At 60.0% G+C, this 15198-nt stretch carries 16 protein-coding genes; 8 read left to right on the top strand and 8 right to left on the bottom strand.

Annotated elements, in window-relative coordinates:
• The first annotated feature begins 450 nt into the window (after positions 1-450).
• The gene (locus NW807_RS10850; RefSeq protein ID WP_414395779.1) at positions 451-606 is read left to right on the top strand and encodes a chlorophyll a/b-binding protein; all 156 of its coding nucleotides are present in this window, start codon (positions 451-453) and stop codon (positions 604-606) included.
• A gap of 56 nt (positions 607-662) precedes the next feature.
• Here NW807_RS10850 and NW807_RS10845 read toward each other — a convergent pair whose 3' ends face one another.
• A complete protein-coding gene (locus tag NW807_RS10845) occupies positions 663-2333 on the bottom strand; it encodes an NAD+ synthase (protein ID WP_414426106.1) in 1671 nt (556 codons plus the stop codon).
• Positions 2334-2386: 53 nt separating this feature from the next.
• Entirely contained in the window at positions 2387-4270 is a 1884-nt protein-coding gene (gene uvrC / locus NW807_RS10840) for an excinuclease ABC subunit UvrC (RefSeq protein WP_414426105.1), read from the bottom strand.
• Positions 4271-4425: 155 nt separating this feature from the next.
• On the opposite strand from uvrC, the gene NW807_RS10835 reads away from it, so the two are divergent.
• Genes NW807_RS10835 through NW807_RS10820 form a run of 4 tightly spaced genes read left to right on the top strand, consistent with a single transcriptional unit; the run spans position 4426 to position 7546 of the window.
• A complete protein-coding gene (locus NW807_RS10835; protein ID WP_414426109.1) occupies positions 4426-5526 on the top strand; it encodes a quinone-dependent dihydroorotate dehydrogenase in 1101 nt (366 codons plus the stop codon).
• 22 nt (positions 5527-5548) lie between these two features.
• Positions 5549-6439 (top strand): photosystem I biogenesis protein BtpA, encoded by an 891-nt coding sequence (gene btpA, locus NW807_RS10830; protein ID WP_414426104.1) that lies wholly within the window; start codon positions 5549-5551, stop codon positions 6437-6439.
• A 19-nt stretch (positions 6440-6458) separates the two neighbouring features.
• Positions 6459-7373 (top strand): diguanylate cyclase, encoded by a 915-nt coding sequence (locus NW807_RS10825; RefSeq protein ID WP_414426103.1) that lies wholly within the window; start codon positions 6459-6461, stop codon positions 7371-7373.
• 20 nt (positions 7374-7393) lie between these two features.
• Entirely contained in the window at positions 7394-7546 is a 153-nt protein-coding gene (locus NW807_RS10820) for a hypothetical protein (protein ID WP_414426102.1), read from the top strand.
• A gap of 6 nt (positions 7547-7552) precedes the next feature.
• On the opposite strand, the gene NW807_RS10815 is transcribed toward NW807_RS10820, so the two are convergent.
• From NW807_RS10815 to NW807_RS10790, 6 genes are all read right to left on the bottom strand, one after another.
• On the bottom strand, positions 7553-9178 hold the full coding sequence (locus NW807_RS10815; RefSeq protein ID WP_414419911.1) for a peptide chain release factor 3: 1626 nt from the start codon (positions 9176-9178) through the stop codon (positions 7553-7555).
• A gap of 55 nt (positions 9179-9233) precedes the next feature.
• The gene (locus NW807_RS10810; protein WP_414395767.1) at positions 9234-10418 is read right to left on the bottom strand and encodes a pyridoxal phosphate-dependent aminotransferase; all 1185 of its coding nucleotides are present in this window, start codon (positions 10416-10418) and stop codon (positions 9234-9236) included.
• 42 nt (positions 10419-10460) lie between these two features.
• A complete protein-coding gene (locus NW807_RS10805; RefSeq protein ID WP_414406260.1) occupies positions 10461-11021 on the bottom strand; it encodes a hypothetical protein in 561 nt (186 codons plus the stop codon).
• Positions 11022-11109: 88 nt separating this feature from the next.
• Positions 11110-11769 (bottom strand): DUF2232 domain-containing protein, encoded by a 660-nt coding sequence (locus NW807_RS10800; RefSeq protein ID WP_414406259.1) that lies wholly within the window; start codon positions 11767-11769, stop codon positions 11110-11112.
• Positions 11770-11805: 36 nt separating this feature from the next.
• On the bottom strand, positions 11806-12090 hold the full coding sequence (locus NW807_RS10795; protein WP_414395762.1) for an RNA-binding S4 domain-containing protein: 285 nt from the start codon (positions 12088-12090) through the stop codon (positions 11806-11808).
• 63 nt (positions 12091-12153) lie between these two features.
• Positions 12154-13212, bottom strand: coding sequence for a serine hydrolase (locus NW807_RS10790; RefSeq protein ID WP_414426101.1), 1059 nt, complete (start codon positions 13210-13212; stop codon positions 12154-12156).
• Positions 13213-13460: 248 nt separating this feature from the next.
• Here NW807_RS10790 and NW807_RS10785 point away from each other — a divergent pair, with 248 nt between their 5' ends.
• The 3 genes from NW807_RS10785 to NW807_RS10775 are packed head-to-tail and all read left to right on the top strand — an operon-like array spanning position 13461 to position 15175.
• Positions 13461-13688 carry a hypothetical protein gene (locus NW807_RS10785; protein ID WP_414426100.1) on the top strand — a complete coding sequence of 76 codons (228 nt, stop codon included), beginning with the start codon at positions 13461-13463 and terminating at the stop codon, positions 13686-13688.
• Between the two features lies 1 nt (position 13689).
• Entirely contained in the window at positions 13690-14871 is a 1182-nt protein-coding gene (mutY, locus tag NW807_RS10780) for an A/G-specific adenine glycosylase (protein ID WP_414406256.1), read from the top strand.
• A gap of 28 nt (positions 14872-14899) precedes the next feature.
• Entirely contained in the window at positions 14900-15175 is a 276-nt protein-coding gene (locus tag NW807_RS10775) for a hypothetical protein (RefSeq protein ID WP_414426099.1), read from the top strand.
• Positions 15176-15198: the final 23 nt, after the last annotated feature.

Here is a 15198-nt window from a genome sequence, read left to right as displayed (position 1 = left end):
CGCTCGGCGTTGAGCCTTTCTTCCTGCTTCAGCGACCCATGGCTAGTGGCAGAGTTTACCTCTACTACCCCGCCAGAGGGATCTCCACAGGCGTGACTTCCCCGCAAGCTGCAGGTAGTTGCTCCTTGCCCCCATAAGGCACACCGGCTAAAGACGGAGCCAACTTTAGCCTAGGCAAAACGCCTACTCAAGAAGCAAGAAGATGTACCGGCTAGCCTACTAGCTCAGCCCATCTCCGTCAAGGCAGAAGGTTGGTTATGCCACAAAGTGGCCAACTGTCCGGTGAATCAAGGACTAGAGGAGATCCCTAGTCGGCAAGAAGGCTGCGATTTCCGAATTTTTGTAACAGGGAAGGCAAAGCCTAGCCCCTAAGGCGAGAAGCGGCTGAGGTTGCGATCGTGAAGAAATGCAAAGTATACTGAAGGGCAGGTGCCGCTTGTGGAGGTTTCCATGTCCAACCCCAACCTGTCTGAGCCCAAGTTTGGCTTTAACGAGTACGCCGAGCGCCTCAACGGCCGCGCAGCCATGATTGGCTTTGTGCTGGCCATCGTTATTGAAGCGGTAACGGGCCAAGGCGTCGCCTCCTGGCTAGGTCTAATTCAGTGATCCCCCTCCGGCTCTAGCACCAGATCAAGCCTGCCGTGGAGCAGGCTCTTTGTTCTTTAGCTGATCCCTTCTTGCCGTTTGGCAATCGGCATGCGCCAGCCGGTGCCAAAGGCTCGATCGGTAACCCGCAGGCCAGGGGGAGCCTGGTGGCGCTTGAACTCAGCATTCTGCACCAGCCGCAGCACCTGCTGCACCGTGTCAGGTTCAAACCCCTGGGCCACCAGCTCAGCGGCCGACTGGTGCTGTTCGATGTGCCGCTGGAGGATAGCGTCCAGCAAGTCGTAGGGAGGCAGGCTATCGCTATCTTTCTGGCCAGGTCGCAGCTCTGCTGAGGGGGGCTTGGTGAGGATGGGGAGGGGAATCCGTTCCTGGTGGCGGTTGATCCAGCGGGCCAGGCGGTAGACCCAGGTTTTGGGCACATCGGAAATCACGGCCAGGCCGCCGGACATATCCCCGTAGATGGTGCAGTAGCCCACCGCCAGCTCCGACTTGTTGCCCGTGGTCAAGAGCAGCCGGCCAAACTTGTTGGAGAGGGCCATGAGCAAGGTGCCGCGAATGCGCGACTGCAGGTTCTCTTCCGTGATGTCAGAGGGCAGGCCAGCGAAGGGCTCAGCCAGGAGGTGCTGGTAGCTCTCCATAATCGACTGGATGGGCAGCTTCAGGGTAGGGATCCCCAGGTTCTGCGCCAGTTGGTAGGCGTCCGTCAGGCTGCCCGGGCTGGAATAGGGAGAGGGCATGAGTACCCCCAGCACCCGCTCTGGACCTAGGGCGTCGGCGGCAATGACGGCAGTTACCGCTGAGTCAATCCCCCCCGACAGGCCCAGCAACACCTCGCGAAAGCCGCATTTGCTGACGTAGTCGCGGGTGCCTAAGACCAGCGCCTCGTAGAGCTCTGCTTCCGGCTCCGTTGGCCAGCGGGATCCCTGAACTTCCGGGCCTTCCTCAGGAGGGTGAACCAGCGCCTCCACATCTACCATCAGGCAGTCCGGCTGAAAGGCAGCGGCTTGGGCCACCACCCGGCCCCGGCAGTCTAGGGCGCAACTGGCCCCGTCGAAAATGAGGTCGTCGTTGCCCCCCACCTGGTTGACATAGAGGATGGGCAGGGCGTGCTTGCGGGCCAGGGATCCCAGCATCTCCACCCGCAATTTCTGCTTGCCCAGGCTAAAAGGCGAGGCCGATAGATTGATGAGCAAATCGGCGCCGCAGCGGGCCATCTCGTCTACCGGATCCCGGTGGTAGCGGCGGTGCTGCCAGAAGTCGCGGTCGTTCCAGATGTCTTCACAGATGGTGAAACCCAGGCGATAGCCGCCGTACTGGACGGGCTGGGGCTGGGATCCCGGCTCAAAGTAGCGGTCTTCGTCGAAGACATCGTAGGTGGGCAAAAGCGACTTCTGGAACCAGTGGCGGATCTGCCCCCCCTCTAGCCAGGCCGCGGCGTTGTAGAGAGGCCGCCCCTCCGGTAGGGGGTTGGGCTGCACGGATCCCACCACCACCGGAATGCTATCCCGCAGCCAGTCAGCCAACTGCTGCAAGACTTGGCCTGCCCTCTCGACTAGAGCAGGGTAGAGCAGCAGGTCCCGGGGCGGGTACCCCAACAAGGCCAGTTCAGAAGTAATCGCCAGCTCTGCCCCCTTGGCTGCTGCCGCCTCAACTGACGCACGGATGCGCTCGGCATTGCCGCTGAGATCGCCAACGGTATAGTTAAGTTGCAACAGCGCTACCTTCACTTAGCTCCCTTGGTCGAGAATGGCGGACTCCACGATGATACGCCAGCTCAGACTTAGGTTTGGCCAGAGGCGGGTTGCACTGTTGCTGGCAACTCGGTCTCGGCGTCTGGGTGGAAGTAGCGGTAAATCTGGCGGGCCAGCTTGGGGCCAATGCCTGGCACCTGGGCCAACTGCTCTTCGGTGGCCACTTGAATGCGGGCAAGGGAGCGAAACGCCTCCATGAGCAGCTTTTGGCGCTGCTTGCCTAGGCCAGGGATCTCCTCCAAAACAGAAGCCTGTTGGCGCAGTTTCCGCTGCTGGCGATGGTAGGCAAGGGCAAAGCGGTGGGCCTCATCCCGTAGGCGCTGCAATAGCAGGCGAGCTGGATCTTGGGGTGGCAGCCGCAGCGGCTCGGGATCCCCAGGCCGAAAGATTTCCTCCTCCCGCTTGGCCAAGGCAATGACCGGCAGGTGATCTAGCCCCAGCTCCGCCAGAACAGCCATCACCGCGGCCAGTTGCCCTTTGCCCCCGTCGATGAGCACCAAGTCCGGCTGATCCTCAGGGGTCATTTTGCTAAAGCGACGCCGCGCCACCTCGGCATGGCTGGCAAAATCGTCGGAGTGGCCAGGACGCACCTCGGGGTTGCGAATCTTGTAGCGGCGGTAGTGCTGCTTGGCTGGCAGGCCGTCGATAAACACCACCTGGCTGCCCACCGCATCGGATCCCTGAATGTGGGAAATATCGTAGGCTTCCAGGCGGCGGGGGGCTGACGGCAGATCCAAAACTTCTGCCAAGCGCTCCAGGGCTGCTGCCTCCCGGTCTGCCAAGCGCTGGCTGCGGGCTAGCTCCAGCTGGGCGTTCCGCTCCACCAGGTCAATCAGCTCGGCTTTACTTTGCCGCTGGGGGGCAATGAGACTGACTTTGCGCCCCTTTTTTTGGCTTAGCCAAGACTCGAGAAAATCGCGATCCGGCAGCTCGTACTGCGTCAAGATTTCCGAGGGAATTTCCACCGGATCGCAGTACTGGTAATGCTCCTGCAAAACCCGCTGCAAAATCAGGGCTGGATCGTCGCCCCGGTTTTCGGCCACAAACCCCAGCCGACCCACCAGCTTGCCCGCTCGCACCTGAAACAACTGAATACAAGCCCGCGAGTCGTCCATCGCCAAGGCCAGAGCATCGCGGCTAACTGTCGAGTTGGGCAAAGACACCTTCTGGGATTCGCCCAACTGTTCTAGGCCGCGGATTTGATCCCGATACCGCGCTGCTGCCTCGTAATTTTCTTGCTCGGCCGCCTGGGCCATTTTCTCCTTCAACTCCCGGATGAGCTCGTCCGTCTGCCCCTGGAAGATCATCGCCACTTGAGCAACGGTCTTGCGATACTCCTCGGGGCTGATCAAGCCCTGACAGACACCAGGGCAACGCCCGATGTCGTAGTTCAAACAGGGGCGATCTTTGTAAAGTGGCTTGGGACGCTGGCGCAAGGGAAAAATCCGCTTCACTAGCCCAAGGGTGTACCGCAGCAGGCCTACATCGGTATAGGGACCATAGTACTTATCTTGATTTTGGTCGAGACGGCGGTGGCGGGTAATGTAAATCTGAGGGTAGGGCTCTGACCATGTAATGCACAAATAGGGGTACTTCTTATCCTCTTTGAGGAGAACATTGTAGGGTGGCTGATAGGTTTTAATCAGATTGTCTTCTAAAGCCAGGGCCTCACTCTCGTTATCAGTTACAATAAACTCGATCTCGCACACCTGGGCTACCATGCGCTGAATGCGAGGGGGGAGATCCCCAAGGCAGCGAAAATAGGATCGCACCCTGGAGCGCAACTTCTTAGACTTGCCCACATAGAGGATTTGATCGCTGGCATCTCGCATGAGGTAGACACCAGGCTCAGCCGGGATCTCCTTGAGCCGACTCTCCAGAAGCTCTGGGCTTTGGATGAGAGGGATAGTCATAGCGCTAGCCTCAGGGATCCTGGTTTTGCCCCCATCCCCTTTTCCGGCGGAAGGAGGGGAGTCAAAGCTGTAACCCCAATCTAGCAACAGCCCTGCACCGCAGAGTGCAAGCGAGCTGGCTCAGGTAATATGGCTTGGCCAAGAGGGGTTTAGGGGTGAATCTGTACCGGGATCTGCTGCAGCCGCTACTGTTTTCCGGGCTAAGGGCTGACCCAGAAACCCTCAAGGTGGCGCTCCTACGCACCTTAGAGTGGCTAGATGTTACCCAGGCCACGGGGATCTTGAGTCTTTTGGAACGCCTCTTCTGCTATCGGGATCCCTGCTTGGAGGTGCGGCTGTGGGGGCTGAGCTTCCCCAATCCCCTGGGTCTCGCTGCGGGCTTGGATAAGGACGGCGTAGCTTTGGGAGTCTGGCCCTACCTGGGCTTTGGCTTTGTGGAGGTGGGCACCGTCACTCCCCAGCCCCAGCCAGGCAATCCAAAGCCGCGCCTATTTCGGCTGCCCCAGGATCGGGCTGCCCTCAATTGCATGGGCTTCAATAACCAGGGAGCAGCAGCTTTGGCCGAACGGCTGCGCCGGCTGCGTCAACGTCTTATCCCCATTGGCGTCAACCTGGGCAAAGGCAAAGCCACGCCGCTGGAAGCCGCCGCCACCGACTACCTGGCCAGCTTTCGGGTGCTGCGGGAGCTGGGGGACTATTTTGTGGTTAACGTCAGCTCCCCTAACACGCCAGGCTTGCGATCCCTGCAGGCTGCCAAGCACCTGGAGCCCATCCTGGCCGCTCTCCAAGAGGAAAACCAAGCCAAGAAGCCTCTTCTGGTCAAGATTGCCCCCGACCTAGACTGGCCAGAGATTGACGCCATTCTGGAGCTAGCTCAAGCCTACGGCCTGGCTGGGATCATCGCCACCAACACCACTCTGCGCCGCGACAACCTGAAAACCCGCTTCCTCCCTGGTCTAGGGCCTTTGGCAACAGCAGCCGGCGGCATCAGCGGCGCCCCGCTGCGAGAGCGCTCCACCCAGATCATCCGCTACATCCACCAGGCCACGGGGGGACAGCTGCCCATTATCGGCGTGGGGGGCATCTTTACCCTAGACGACGCCCTGGAGAAGCTTGCTGCCGGCGCCAGTTTGCTCCAGGTCTATACCGGTTGGATCTATGAAGGGCCAAGCCTGGTTCCTCGCCTGCTGCGCGGCCTTGCTGCTAGCCGGCAGGGAGCCTGCTCGATCCCATCCGGGCGTAAGATTGTTGGTTAAGGATCCCCAAGGGAGCCTGCCGGTGAGCCTGCTGCAACACCTTTTCAAAACTTCCCATCCCGTGATCGGAGTGGTCCATCTGTTGCCGCTGCCCACCTCCCCCCGTTGGGGCGGCAACTTGGAGCAGGTTATTGCCCAAGCGGAACAGGCCGCCACGGCCTTGGCTGCAGGGGGCGTTCACGGGATCCTGGTCGAGAACTTCTACGATGCCCCTTTTGCCAAGGATCAGGTAGACGCGGCGGTGGTGAGCGCCATGACGGTAGTTGTCCAGCGGATTAAGACGTTGGTCTCCCTGCCCATCGGGATCAACGTCCTGCGCAACGATGGCTGTAGCGCTCTAGCCATTGCCGCCTGTGTGGGGGCGCAGTTTATCCGCGTTAACATCCTCTGCGGGGCAATGGTGACCGACCAGGGCCTCATCGAGGGGAATGCCTACCGCTTGCTGCGCTACCGCCGCGAGCTAGGGGCCCAAGACATTAAAATCTTCGCCGATGTGCTGGTAAAGCACGCCCAACCTCTTGGCTCCACTAGCCTTGAGGCGGCTATCCTGGATACAGTGGAGCGAGGTCTTGCCGATGCCATCATCGTCTCCGGCGAGGCGACCGGCAAGCCGCCTCTTCTAGAAGATCTAAGGCTAGCCCGCCAAGTTGCTCCTCAGGTACCCCTTCTCATTGGCTCAGGGGCCACCGCTGAGAACATCGGCACTCTCATCCAGCACGCCGATGGAGTGATCGTGGCCAGTTCCCTCAAGCGGCTGGCTCGTTCTGGGGGTATACTGACAGGCCATGCAGAGCTTTTCCCCCTCATTGACCCCATTCGGGTGCGGGAATTTGTAGAGGCGTTGCAGCAGGCGGTAGGGGAGGACCCCCCTGCCTCTACCTACTTAGCCACCCCTACTTCTAGTTGTAGCTAGACTTTGGGGGTTTCTCCTCATGCTGCCGTCTGACTACAGGGGCGGGGATTCTTCTAGTCCAGTACCTGAGTCCCTGGAGGAGAAGGCGTGGAGCCAGCTCAAGGATCAGGTTCCCCGCCTTTGGGTCGTCGACGACGATTCGGTGACTCGCTGCTTCGTGGGCGGGGTTCTCAAAGCCTGTGGCTACCAGGTGGAAACCTGGGAAGATGGCCAGATGGCCTGGGAGCAGCTGCAGGCGCTCGACGAAAACCAGTGGCCGGATGTGGTGATCTGCGATTGGGTGATGCCCAAGCTGTCAGGGCTGGATTTTTGTCGCCGTCTCAAGGGATCTGCCGCTGGCCAGTTTGTCTACTTCATTTTCCTCACGGCCCGCTCTGAACTCAAGGATTGCCTTCAGGGGTTGGAGGCGGGGGCAGATGAGTTTATCGCTAAGCCGGTGGCTCCTGAGGAACTGCGGGCACGGGTGCAGGCAGGGCTGCGTTTACAGCGGCTTGTCCAAGCTTTGGCTCAGGCCAACCGCCAACTGCAAGCCCGCAACGAGCTGTTGGAGTCTCTGTCTTTGACGGATCCCTTGACTGGAGCCTTGAACCGCCGCGCCCTTGACCAGGCACTGCCCCGTTTGCTGCAGCAGGTGGGGCCGCAAGGGAAAGCCCGCTACCGCTACCTCTGCCTATTGATGCTGGATGTGGATCACTTCAAGCAGATCAACGACACCTACGGCCACTTCATCGGCGACTGCGTTCTCCAGGCCATTGTTGAACGGCTGCAGCAGCACCTCCGCCCCTCCAGCCTGCTCTACCGCTACGGCGGGGAGGAATTGGTCTGCGTTACCCCTGGTCTAAGCCCCTCGCGCTGTCAACGGTATGCTGAGTCGCTGCGCCAGGCTATCGCCAGCCTCCCGTTGAGGTTTCGCCCCGTCGCAGCCTGGCTGTAACCATCAGCATTGGCGGGGTCGTGATTAGCGAAGATCACCCCCTGCCGCCAGAGGTTGCCCTCCAGCAAGCCGATGAGGCCCTCTACCAAGCCAAACGGGCAGGACGCAACCGGCTGCAGCTTTTCTGGCCACCAGCACCCTTTTCGGGGAATGCGCCGGAGGAGGTCCTCTGAGGGGCTTTACGGGCTGCTGTTAGCTTCTAGGCTGAGATCGGCAGTGGGAGCAATTTTGCTGAGCTTAATCTTGGGATTGCTACTGACAAATTGCTGCAGAGTCCATTCATTCTTAAAGAGCAGAACCGGCCTATCCTGAACATCCTTGACAATCAGAGTGTTAAACAGACTGGGAAGATCCCGAAGGGCCTCCCAGCCGTTTTCTACCCAGCGAGCCAGCGTGTAGGGCAGCATCTCCAGGCGGGTTTCAACGTTGTATTCATGTTCCAGGCGGTACTGCAGCACCTCAAACTGCAACTGGCCCACCGCGGCCACGATTGGATCCCGTTTGGATTCGTCAAGGGAGTACATAATTTGCACCGCCCCTTCTTCCCGCAGCTCTGACACCCCTTTCTGAAACTGTTTAAATTTGGAGGGGTTGGGATTTTTGAGATAGGCAAAAAGCTCCGGGGAAAAGCTTGGGATCCCGGCGTAGCGCAGCTTTGGGCCAGTGTAGAGCGTATCCCCAATTGTAAAGAGGCCAGGGTTATTTAGGCCAATCACATCCCCAGGGTAAGCTTCGTCAATGGAGATGCGCTCTTGAGCAAACAACTTCTGGGGGTAGGATAGGCGGATTGGGCGGTTGAGGCGGGCATGGTTGACCACCATGTCTTTCTCGAACTTGCCGGAGCAGATGCGCACAAAAGCAATGCGATCCCGGTGGCGGGGATCCATATTGGCCTGCAGCTTAAAGACAAAGCCTGTGAACTCAGGATACTCTGGAGAAATCAGCCCAGCTGTACTTTCGTGGGGCATTGGCGGCAGGGAGTACTCCAAAAACGCATTGAGAAACAGCTCCACCCCAAAATTGGTCATGGCGCTGCCGAAAAAGACAGGAGTTTGTTTCCCAGCATGAACCTGTTTGAGATCCAAACTGGGCATAAGGCCATCCAGGATCTCCAATTCTTCCTTAAATCGGTAGTAGAGATCTTTTTCGATTAGGTCTTCCACTTGGGGATCCCCGAGTTTAATAACTGTATCTTTGACTCGTAGCCGTCCCCCGGAGACTCGCTCAAAGAAGTGAAACTCGTGAGTGCGTCGGTCAAACAAAGCTGTGAAGCGCTCCCCTGAGCCAATGGGCCAGGTAACAGGATAGGGCTTAAGGCCCAGCTCGCTCTCGATTTCGTCCATGAGCTCGAGGGGATCCCGGCTGGGGCGATCCATCTTGTTGATGAAGGTAAAAATCGGCAGCCGCCGCATTTGACAGACTTCAAACAACTTGCGGGTTTGGGGTTCTAGCCCTTTGCCGGCATCTTCTAGCATCACGGCGTTGTCCACTGCCGCCAGGGTTCGGTAGGTGTCTTCGCTAAAGTCCTGGTGGCCGGGGGTATCGAGGAGGTTGAGGCGAAAGTTGCGATAGTCAAATTGGAGCACCGTCGAGGTGATGGAGATACCCCGCTGTCTTTCCAGTTCCATCCAGTCGGAGGTAACCCGCTTTTGAGCGCGGCGGGCCTTCACGGCTCCAGCCTCCTGAATGGCTCCTCCGTACAGCAACAGCTTTTCCGTAAGGGTGGTCTTTCCAGCATCGGGGTGGGAGATGATGGCAAAAGTGCGCCGCTGCTGGATGGCTTTGGCCAGGTCTACTTCCTTCATCGTCAAGAAGCTCCTCTAGGTCAACCAGGGCGCTGGCAGCATCCAGTTTCCCGCCTTAGAGGGAGGAGAGAAAGCGGTGCAGTCGCTCCAGACCTTTTTCCAGGGTGACGCGGTCGGCGGCGTAGGAGAGGCGAATACAGTGATCGGCTCCGAAGGCCACCCCTGGCACGGCAGCCACATGGTGCTCTTTGAGCAGCCGTTGGCAGAACTCCACCGAGCTCAAGCCGGTCTGGCTGATGTTGAGAAAGATGTAAAATGCGCCCTCTGGCTCCGGACAGCTTACCTTTGGCAGGGTGCGGATCCCCTCCAGCATCAGATCCCGCCGTCGCCAGAACTCTTGGCGCATCTTTTCTACCGCTGGCGCTGAAAGGGGGCTGGTGAGGGCCTCTAGGGCACCGTATTGGGCAAAGGTGCAGACGTTGGAGGTGCTGTGGCTTTGCAGGCTGATGGCCGCCTCGACGATGGGCTTTGGCCCTGCCAAGTAGCCGATGCGCCAGCCGGTCATGGCATAAGCTTTGGCAAAGCCGCTGCTAAGGATAGTGCGCGGCAGCAGCTCTGGAGAGAGGGATCCCAGGCTGAGGTGGCGAGCTTCGCCGTAGACGAGCTTCTCGTAGATCTCGTCGCAGACCACGTAGAGATGGGGAACTGAGAGGATCACCTCCGCCAGCGCCTCCAGCTCGTGCCGGTGATAGACAGCGCCGGTGGGGTTGGCTGGCGAGTTAAGAATGAGCAACTTGCTGCGGGGGGTGAGGGCCTGACGTAGCTGGTCGGCAGTGAGCTTGAAGCCCTGGGCCTCTTGGGTCTGGACCCGCACCACTTGAGCGCCTGCCAGAGCCACCATTTCGGGATAGCTGACCCAGTAGGGGACGGGCAGGATGACCTCATCCCCTGGATCCAGCAGCACCATGGCCAGGTTAAACAGGGTTTGCTTGCCGCCGTTGCTAATCAAGATCTGCTCGGGGCTATAGTCCAGGCCGTTTTCCCGACGCAGCTTGTCGGCTACCGCCTGGCGCAAGGCGGGGATCCCAGCGGTGGGGCCGTAGCGGGTTTTGCCTTCCTGCAAGGCGCGAATGGCAGCCGCCCGAATATGTTCAGGGGTGTCGAAGTCCGGCTCGCCGGCGCTCAGGATACAGACGTCCAGACCCTCTGCCTGCATGGCTTTGGCCAGGGCCGAGATCGACAGCGTTGCCGAAGGGGAAAGGCGGGCAACCCGTTGGGACAAGCCAGCAGCAGACACCATCAGTTAGGGATCCTGGGGTACAGTTGGGCTAGTTCTCAGCACCTAGGCTACGGCTGTCAAGAGGCGGCTGCCATCCACCAGCAGCAGCTTGTGACCTTCCCGCTCCGCCAGCAGATCCCAGAACTCCCCCGCCGTAGCCCCTGGCAAAAACCCTTCCAGGCGTAGCCGCAGGGGGGGAAATTGTTTGTTCCCCTGAGGCTTGCGCCGCACTGCTACCCAGATGTAGCCTTCGTGGGGCTCGACAACGCCGCGAATGTTAAAGCCTTCCTCCGCATCTTCAGGGGCAGGCAAAAAAGGCTCATCCTCTGCCGCTGGGTCTTGCTCCTCCTCTGGCAGAGCCAGGATGCGGATGACGCTCAGGCCCAGAGTGCCCCCCGAGCGCGGCTGGGGCTGCACGTAGTACCAGTAGGTTCGGCCGCTCTCAATACAGTGGGTGAAACGGCGCAGCAGCCCGGCGCGGCCAGGGGTGGCCGGGTACTCCACGCCATCGCTGGCAACCAGCGTCGCCTGGGCATAGGTCTTCGGGATTGGCTTCAGGGATCCCTTAATCAAGCCCAGCGCGCGGAACTGGTAGGGGTGGGCAGGGGGGGGAATAGGGTTCATAGGGCCTAGGCAACGAAGGCAGAGCCTCTAGGTCTTAATCTAACTTTACTCTTATGGCGATAGCCTCCCCAAGAAGTATAGGAGGCTGCTAGTCCAGCAAAAATTGCACCCACTTTGGCGGCGGTGGCAGCGGACAGCGGAAGTGCTCCATGACCAAAGCTGCCACCAAATGCACAGTAAATGCATAGACAAGGGAGTTAAAGGCAATAAACCCTAGGACCACCACCTGAACCATCCAAGGTTCCGCCACCCAGTACAGGCCGAATCGGCCCAGAGACACGTCCAGCAGCCAGTTGGTCAGGCCAGTGAGCTGGATGGTGAGATAGATCCAGAGGTTTTCTCCCAGCAGCAGCGAGGAGAGCAGCAATTGGAAAACCAGACCAAAAGTGCTGAGGGCAGCGCCGCTGACCACCGAGAGATACCAGGAGAGGCGTTGCCGCCACAGGCAGGCACACCAATAGCCTAGAAGGCCGTAGGGAATGACATAGAGGATACTGCGGGTGGGCCCCATCAGCACCGTCAGCAGCAAGGCGGAGACCCCCAGCGCCATGGCCCCAGTGCGGGGATCCCAGCGCATCACGGCCAGTGCCACCGGGATAGGGAAAAACAGGCGCATAAGCGGGGCCAGCGGCGTGTAGCTCAAGATCCAGATCAAAGCGGCAGTGCTGGCCAAGAAAGCCGTCTCCACCACCCTCAACGCAGGAGAAGGGGGTGGCGAGGGGGGTAAAGGGGGAGAATCACCCTGCACAGGAGGCTCAGCTAGGAAAAGACAACTGTTCCCAGCTTAGGCCAGCAGTGGCCGAGTTGGCGGAGTGGGATCTTGGCGCCAGGCGCAAGCTCTGGCACCCTCCCAGCGCACCTGCCAAACTTGGCCTGCCACCGCCACTGCATCCCCTGGGCGCAACTTGCGCCCCCGCCGGGTTTCCACCTCGCCGTTGACGCGCACCTGCCCCGCCTGGATGAGCTGCTTAGCCCGCCCGCCGGTGGGGACAACTCCCGTCAGCTTGAGAAATTGACCCAGCTTAATGTAGGGATCTCCCCCTCCAGAAGCTCGAGCCGTTGTGGCCATAGCGTTCTTGCTCGTCGGCTAATTCCATTCTCAGGCGCTCTGCTGGCAAGGTGCTGAGATGGCCTAGGGCTGCAAAGCTGAGGTTGCCGGAGCTTCTACAGTCGACCAGAACTTGTAGGCGGCCTGGGAGAGTTTGGCAATCAGCTCCTCCGCTCTGGGATCGTTGGGGGTTTCCCGCTTCACCCACACCGCTGCTATGTAACGCCGCCCGTTGGGCAGATCGAGGATCCCGGCATCTCCGACCACCGAGCTAAGGGTTCCCGTCTTGTGGGCAATGCGCACTTCTGGGTCTAGGCCAGGGCGAAAGTAGGAGGGCCGCTGCGTGCGCCAGAGGATGTCCAAAAAGCGGTCGCGGCTGCGACGGCTAAGCAGGCGCCCCTGCTCCACTTGGCTGAGCAGCCAGACCATATCGCGCGGGCTACTGGTGTTGGTGCCCTCTAGATCTGGCAGCCATTGGGAGATCTGCGTGTGTTGCAGCCCCCACTGGCGAAACTTTTGGTTGAGGGCTTCTCGACCGCCCAGGCGATCCAGGATCAAGTTGGCGGCGAAGTTGTCGCTGACGGTGCTCATGAGGGTGGCTGCCTCAAGAGCAGAGACCTGGGATCCCAGAGGACGGGTTTGCAAAAGGCCAGCTCCCCCCCCCTTGAGCTCTTTCCGCAGCGTCAGCTTTTCCTCTAGCCGCACCTGCCCAGTTTCCACCGCCTGCAAAAAGGCTAGGAGAATCGGGATCTTGAGGACACTAGCAGCAGGAAAAACCTGATCCGGCCTCACCCCCGCAAAGGCGCCAGTTTCCACCTCCCAAAACAAGGCTCCCACCGTCAGGCCCGGCTGGTCAGCCAGGGCCGCTAAGCGCTCCTGCAGAGCAGGGATTTCCTCTCCTTTGAGGAAGTCTGTGGGCAAGGCAGGGGGGGGATCCCCAGATCCTGCTGCCACCTGCTCTGTCTGGGGAGGGGCGGTGGATTGCAGCAGGCGCGACAGGCCAGCCATCGTCAGACCCAGAATTAGGCTGAAGCCCAAGCCCCTGAGCAGCACCTCCTTAAAAGCCCTGGGCCGGCGTAGGCGAGAGGGACGAGTTGCCCGTTGGCGCACTCGGGCAAGGGCCTTTTGGCGAGAAAGGCGCAAGAGGGATCCCGCAGCAGGTAGCAGACGCTCAGAAGCAAGGTGTTGATGAGGCCCTGCCTGCCGGGATCTTTCTGGAGCTGAGCTGCTGATTCTTCCCTCCCTTCCTCTAGCCATGCCTGCCCCAACGCCACTCTTTTGGCCAATAATGGCAACTTGCCTCCGGAACCTCAGTTTAACAAAGCACCCCCTGGCCAACCCAGCCATAGCCGGGGGGAACCTGCCCCGGTGTAGAGTCGGAGGGGGGCTAGTTGGCTATCCTGAAAGTAGGCTCTTGGGAAAAACTTTCCAGCTCCTGCGCTTGGTTCCCCACCCCACCGCTGGAGCTGGGGGAGGCGGCGATGGCTAACTACAACCGCGGCATTATGCAGTTCAAGGGGGCGGATAGCCCCATTGTGGTGCTGATCTCGGCCAGCGTTGTGGCGGGGGTCGTCTCGGCCTTGATCTGGTGGGCCCTGCACTTTGCCTACGCAGCTTGAGATGCCATCTCTGCAACCCGGGGAGGTGGAGGTAGAGGCGGCAACCGTCGACGGGCAACGGCTGGGCTGGGAAGAGGCAGTTCAGCAGCGCCTGAGGCGTTCTTTGCTGCAGTGGTACCGCAAGGAAGGCCGGGATCTGCCCTGGCGGCGCACCCGAGATCCCTACGCCATCTGGGTAGCGGAAGTGATGCTGCAACAGACCCAGGTGGCTACCGTGATCCCCTACTTTCAGCGCTGGATGGAGGCTTTGCCCGGGATCCCCGACTTGGCGGCAGCCTCCCAAGAGCAGGTGCTGAAATTGTGGGAAGGCCTGGGCTACTACCGGCGGGCGCTAAATCTGCACAAAGCCGCTCAAATCCTGATGCGGGAACATGGAGGGCAGTTTCCCCGCGATCTGCAGCAGGTGCTGGCGCTGCCAGGGATCGGGCGCACAACGGCTGGGGGCATTCTCAGCGCTGCCTTTGACCTACCCCTGCCGATTTTGGAGGGGAACGTCAAGCGGGTGTTGGCTCGCCTGGTGGCTTTGCCCCAGCCACCAAGTCGCTGCCTGCCTCTCTTGTGGCGGCTTTCGCAGCAATTACTGGATCCCGAGCAGCCGCGCACCTTTAACCAGGCTCTGATGGACTTGGGCGCTACTGTCTGCCGGCCCAGGCGGCCTCGCTGTGGTCAGTGCCCTTGGCAGGCCGATTGCGCCGCTTACCATCGAGGTCAACAGCACCACCTGCCTATGGCTGAACCCCGTCCCTTGCGCCCTCACAAACAGATTGCGGTGGCCATTGTCCTGCGGGAGAACGAGATCCTCATCGATCGGCGCCCGGAAAGCTCGATGCTCAGCGGCCTGTGGGAGTTCCCCGGTGGCAAGATCGAGCCGGGAGAAACCCCTGCGGAGTGTGTGGTGCGGGAAGTGAAAGAGGAAGTGGGCATTGACATCGCCGTGGTAGCGCCGCTAGCCACCGTTGAGCATGCCTACACCCATTTCACCATCACCCTCATGGCTTTTATCTGCCGCTATTTGGGCGGAGAAGCTCAGCCTTTACAATGCAGTGAAGTCCGCTGGGTCAAACCGGCAGAGCTGTCGCAGTTTCCTTTTCCAGCAGCTAACCAAAAGCTATTTCCCTACCTGTACACTTGGCTAGAAGAACACGGGCTTTGCCAGGAGCCCAAAAGATCTTTGCCAGGATGATACCTAATCGCTGCAGTGAGGCGCAAATATGCTGGTCACTTTGGAGAAAGCAGGGGAGATTCTCGCCAAGGGATCCCATACGGCCATTCCGACCACCGATGGCAAGGTCGCTCTGGTGCCCAAGGGAAAAGAAGACCTCAAGCTAACAGCCACCGAAGCCATTAACTTGATGTTCTATGTCGTTCGCTCCACTGACCCTCCGGAAAAGGTGATGGTGCAACTGCAGGAAGCTGTGGCCAAGGCACAAGCCCCCGATCCCGCCGAAGAGCGCGCCAGAAGATATCGGGAAATCCGCGGCGTCTAGCCGGAGGGGGGTGCACGCATTTT

Origin of the sequence: Synechococcus sp. R70.1, assembly GCF_047461675.1 — a bacterium.
GTDB lineage: Bacteria > Cyanobacteriota > Cyanobacteriia > Thermostichales > Thermostichaceae > Thermostichus.
This window is presented reverse-complemented; position numbering and strand designations above follow the sequence as displayed.